We start from the raw sequence: 4,357 nt of genomic DNA on the forward strand, positions 1-4,357 counted from the left end.
GACCACAAAGTCGGCGTAGCAACCGCCGCGCTGGGCGAGATCGCGGGCGCTGAGCAGCACCTTCTGGCCAATCGCAAGGCCCTCGACGCCGGAGCCGAGCGCGGAAATGCGCCCTGCGACGTCGTTGCCGGGATTGGCCGGCAGCGGCGGCATCCATTTGTAGACGCCGCGCCGGATCAGCGCGTCGGGCTGCCCGACGCCGAACGCCTCGGCTCGGATCTGTACTTGGCCAGGGCCCGGCGCAGGCACCGGCAGCTCGACCACCTCAAGTGCATCCGGCCCACCCGGCTGACGCACCAGCACTGCCCTCATGTCTCTCGCGCTCCCCAGACCTAATTTTCGAAAATCATACCGTTTACGAAAATTATTGCAAGATGGTCGTTCGCGCGGCATGTTGAGGCATCGATTCATTGGCAGGCCCATGCCCGACAGCGCCATTCGCCCTCGCAAGGAATTCGGCAAGACCATCGCCGCCGACATCACCCATCGGCTGCGCGAGGAGATCATTGCCTGCGCGCTTGCGCCGGGCGAGCCACTGCGCTTCGACGTGCTGCGCGAGCGGTTCGGCGCGAGCTTTACGACACTGCGCGAGGCGCTGACCGCGCTCGCCGCCGAAGGCCTGGTCGACGCGCAGGAGCAGCGCGGCTTTCGCGTCGCGCCGGTCAGCCGCCAGGATCTGATCGAGGTCACCGACGCCCGCGTGCTGGTCGAGGTGGAATTGATCCGCCGCTCGATTCAAAGGGGCGATGACGATTGGGAAATCGCGGTGATCTCGACGCTGCACAGATTGAAGCGAATCGAGCAGCGCGATCCCGAACATCCCTTGCGCGACCCCGAGTGGAAGATCGCGCATCGCCAATTTCACCAGGCGCTGGTCTCGGCCTGCGGCTCGGCGACGTTGCTCGCCATTCGCGCCGAGCTGTTCGACCGTGCCGAGCGCTACCGGCACCTGTCGGCCAATTTCCGGCCGCGCCCGCGCGACAAGGCCGGCGAGCACCAGGCCATCATGCAGGCCGCGATCTCGCGCAATGCCGATCTCGCCGTGCAATTGATCGAGGCCCATATCCGCTCGACCGCCGACAACGTCGCGACCTACGCCGCCCACCTGCTCGATACCGAATAGGCGGACAGCATTTTCGCGCGGCGGGCTTGCGTCGCGCCTGATTTTCGAAAATAATAGGATCAATCGAAAATCAGAACCCTTGGGGCGTGATCATGAAGCTGCTGTCGTTCGTGGACGGAAATCGGGAAACCTGGGGCGCCGTTGTCGAAAACGGCGTGGTCGATCTCGGACGTGCCCTGCCCCAATACCCTGCGCTTGCGGACTTTCTCGGCAGCGACGATTACGCGAAGCGCGAGGCCATCGTCGCCGGGCACAAGCCGACCATTGCGCTGGGCGATATCAAATATCTTCCCGTGATCCCGCGCCCCGAGAAGATCGTTTGCGCCGTGCGCAATTATCTGGACCACCACAACGAAGCCGTGGCGTTCGGCATGAAGCGCGAGATCACGGAGTTTCCGCCGATTTTCCTGCGGGTCTGGCGCTCGCAAGTTGCGCACAACGCGCCGGTGATCCGGCCGAAGGTCTCGGACAATTTCGACTGGGAGGGCGAACTCGCGGTCGTCATCGGCAAGGGCGGCCGTCACATCAGCCAGGCCGACGCGTGGAGTCATGTCGCGGGTTACTCGATCTACAACGACGTCAGCGTGCGCGACTGGCAGCGCCATGCGCAGCAGATCGCTTCCGGCAAAAACTTCGTCGGCACCGGCCCGTTCGGTCCGTGGCTGGTCACGCCGGACGAGATCGGCGATCCCACGAAATTGAAACTGGAGACGCGCGTCAACGGGGCGACCGTGCAGTCCTCCGACACCTCGATGCTGATCTTCTCGATCCCGCGGCTGATCGAATATTGCTCGACCATCTTCGACCTCGTGCCCGGCGATGTCATCGCGACAGGCACGCCGGCCGGCGTCGGCTTCACCCGCAAGCCGCCGGTTTTCCTCAAGCCCGGCGACGTGGTCGAGGTCGAGATCGAGAATATCGGCGTGCTCAGCAATCCCGTCGTGGACGAGGCCTAGCTTGAGCATGGCCTACGACATTCGCAAGACCGCGCTCGGCGTCGAGACCGTCTGGCACGAGCGCGGGCCCCGGCTGGAGAAGCCGCTGCTCGTCGGCACCGCCATTGCCGTGATCCGCAATCCCTTTGCCGGCCGCTATGAGCCGGACCTGATGCCGTTCCAGGCGGCCTTGCGTGAGCTCGGGCGCGAGCTCGCGAGCGGATTGATCGCGCAGCTCGGCGGCGCGGCGAAGATCGAAGCCTATGGCAAGGGCATCATCGTCGGTGAGGACGGCGAGCTCGAGCACGGCGCCGTCTGGCACGAAGCTGGCGGCCACGGCATGCGCGAGGTGCTGGGGCAACCCAAGGCCATCGTGCCGGCGGCGAAGACGATCGGCGGTCCTGGCACGCGCCTGATGGTGCCGCTCGGCCACATCCACGCCGCCTATGTCCGCAGCCATTTCGGCACCGCGGAGATGACGCTGTGGGACGCGCCAAGGCGCGACGAGATCGCCTTCGGCCTCGTCATGGCCACCGGCGGCCGCCCCCACGCGCGCATCGGCGGCCTCAAGGCCTCCGAGATCTCCGTGCATGACGGGCAGCGCTGACGGCGGGCTCAATGCGCGCCGCAGCGGCAGCGCTCGTAATCGGCGGGATCGTGGCTGTTGACGATCGTCACGCGATCGCCGTGATCGCGCTTCAGCGCGCGCAACCGCTCCTGGTTGGCGATGCGCATGGCGCGGTCCATGTCGCCACGGCGCTGGAAGTAGCCTAGCATCAATGGCACGCGCGGCGATGCGTCGAGCTGGCCGTGATGGAAGTAGCTGTCGCCGGCATGCAGCAGCCATTTGCCACCTGATCGCACCGCGATGCCGCAGTGGCCGAGCGTGTGGCCGGCGAGCGGAATCATCAGGATGTCCGCCTCTTGGTCGCCGAGCGCGCGCACGCCCTTGAAGCCGAACCAATCCTCGCCGCCATCGCCATAGAATGACCAATGCGGGCCGTGGCTCCACTGCCCCGTGACGTAGCGCCCTTGTGGCGGCGCCGGCTTGCGCAGCACCGCCATGTCGTATTCGGCGCGATGGACGTGAATCGCGGCGTGGGGAAAATCAGGTACGCCGCCGGCATGATCGCGGTCGAGATGCGTCAGCAACACGTGGCGCACGTCCTCGAGGGAATAGCCGAGCGCCTTCACCTGCTCGGCCGCCGTCTCCGCGGGATCGAGTCTTGGCGCGGTCTGGCGCACCCAGCGCCGGCCCAGCCGCCCGGGCGCTGCGATGTCGTCGAGGCCGATGCCGGTGTCGACCAGGGCGAGCCCGTCATTGGTCTCGACCAGCAGGCAGTGGCAGACCAGCCGGGCGCGCTGGAAAAGGCCCCCAGTGCCGTTCACCAGGCGGCGGCCGATCGGGCACATCGTGCCGGTGTTGAGATGGAGGATCTTCATCGCGTGTCCCTGCCGGTTATGAGTGCACGTCTTGTCATCGTTCGATCCATAGGTAAAATATCGAATACTGATATGTTCTCTAGGTTACTCCTATGGATATCCGCGAGCTTCGCTACTTCGCCGCCGTCTATCGCGAACGCAGTCTGACCGCCGCCGCGCGGGCCTGCTTCGTGTCGCAGCCGTCGATCTCGACCGCGATCACCAGTCTCGAGGCCGAGCTCGGCACCACCTTGTTCATCCGGCACAAGAAGGGCGTCGCGCCGACCGCCTCGGCGGAGCAGTTTCACGCCCACGCCTGCCGCATCATCGACGAGACCGACGCGGCGCGCGGCCTGTTCAAGAAACCGAGCACGAAGGCGACGATCACGCTCGGCCTGATGCGCACGCTCGACGTGCCCCGGACCATCGCGCTGCTCAAGCCCCTGACGGCGCGCAGCGACGTCGCGCTCCGGCTCGTCGGCAGCGACGAGCCCGCCGATGCGCGCATCATCTCGAAAAGCATGCTGCGAAAGGACGAGCAGTTCGTCGCGCTGTGGAGCGAGCGCTATGTCGCCGCGCTGCCGCCGTCGCATCCGCTGACGCTGAAGGAGACGCTTCGCACCGCCGATCTCGCCGGCGTGCCGCTGATCGACCGCTGCCATTGCGAGCAGAGCGCGTTCTTCGGCCGCAATGCACAGCGCCGCCAGACCGCGGCGATCGCGCAATCGGAAGATTGGGCCATCGCGCTGGTCGCAGCCGGGGTCGGCATCGCCATCGTCCCCGAGGGCGTGGCGCGCGGCAATCCGGACGTCGCCGTGCGCGAGATCGAAGTCAAGGTGACGCGCGAGGTCGGCCTCGCCTACCGCGCCTCGGCGCC

General features: G+C 66.4%; 6 protein-coding genes. 4 read left to right on the forward strand and 2 right to left on the reverse strand.

The features are described 5' to 3' along the window. Positions 1-312 (reverse strand): alcohol dehydrogenase catalytic domain-containing protein (locus tag SE92_RS37115; protein WP_245324561.1); only part of this gene is annotated, 312 nt, incomplete at its 3' end. A gap of 109 nt (positions 313-421) precedes the next feature. On the opposite strand from SE92_RS37115, the gene SE92_RS12685 reads away from it, so the two are divergent. From SE92_RS12685 to SE92_RS12695, 3 genes are all read left to right on the forward strand, one after another. After that, positions 422-1,123, forward strand: coding sequence for a GntR family transcriptional regulator (locus SE92_RS12685; protein WP_063196005.1), 702 nt, complete (start codon positions 422-424; stop codon positions 1,121-1,123). 92 nt (positions 1,124-1,215) lie between these two features. Continuing rightward, positions 1,216-2,079, forward strand: a complete 864-nt coding sequence (locus SE92_RS12690; protein WP_063203494.1) for a fumarylacetoacetate hydrolase family protein — start codon at positions 1,216-1,218, stop codon at positions 2,077-2,079. Between the two features lie 7 nt (positions 2,080-2,086). After that, positions 2,087-2,665 (forward strand): amino acid synthesis family protein, encoded by a 579-nt coding sequence (locus SE92_RS12695; protein WP_063196006.1) that lies wholly within the window; start codon positions 2,087-2,089, stop codon positions 2,663-2,665. Between the two features lie 8 nt (positions 2,666-2,673). On the opposite strand, the gene SE92_RS12700 is transcribed toward SE92_RS12695, so the two are convergent. Next, on the reverse strand, positions 2,674-3,501 hold the full coding sequence (locus tag SE92_RS12700; protein ID WP_063196007.1) for an MBL fold metallo-hydrolase: 828 nt from the start codon (positions 3,499-3,501) through the stop codon (positions 2,674-2,676). 92 nt (positions 3,502-3,593) lie between these two features. Between SE92_RS12700 and SE92_RS12705 the strand changes: the two genes are divergently transcribed. Continuing rightward, on the forward strand, positions 3,594-4,357 hold a 764-nt coding region (locus tag SE92_RS12705), incomplete at its 3' end, for a LysR family transcriptional regulator (RefSeq protein WP_063203495.1).

The sequence above is a fragment of the Bradyrhizobium sp. AT1 genome, from assembly GCF_001590795.1.
Classification (GTDB): Bacteria; Pseudomonadota; Alphaproteobacteria; order Rhizobiales; family Xanthobacteraceae; genus Bradyrhizobium.

What these genes read in the sequence shown, in the direction of transcription:
- SE92_RS12695 (WP_063196006.1), top strand. Translation starts at nt 2,087, where the DNA reads ATGGCCTACGACATTCGCAAGACCGCGCTCGGCGTCGAGACCGTCTGG.
- SE92_RS12700 (WP_063196007.1), bottom strand. Translation starts at nt 3,501, where the DNA reads ATGAAGATCCTCCATCTCAACACCGGCACGATGTGCCCGATCGGCCGC.
- SE92_RS12690 (WP_063203494.1), top strand. Translation starts at nt 1,216, where the DNA reads ATGAAGCTGCTGTCGTTCGTGGACGGAAATCGGGAAACCTGGGGCGCC.
- SE92_RS12685 (WP_063196005.1), top strand. Translation starts at nt 422, where the DNA reads ATGCCCGACAGCGCCATTCGCCCTCGCAAGGAATTCGGCAAGACCATC.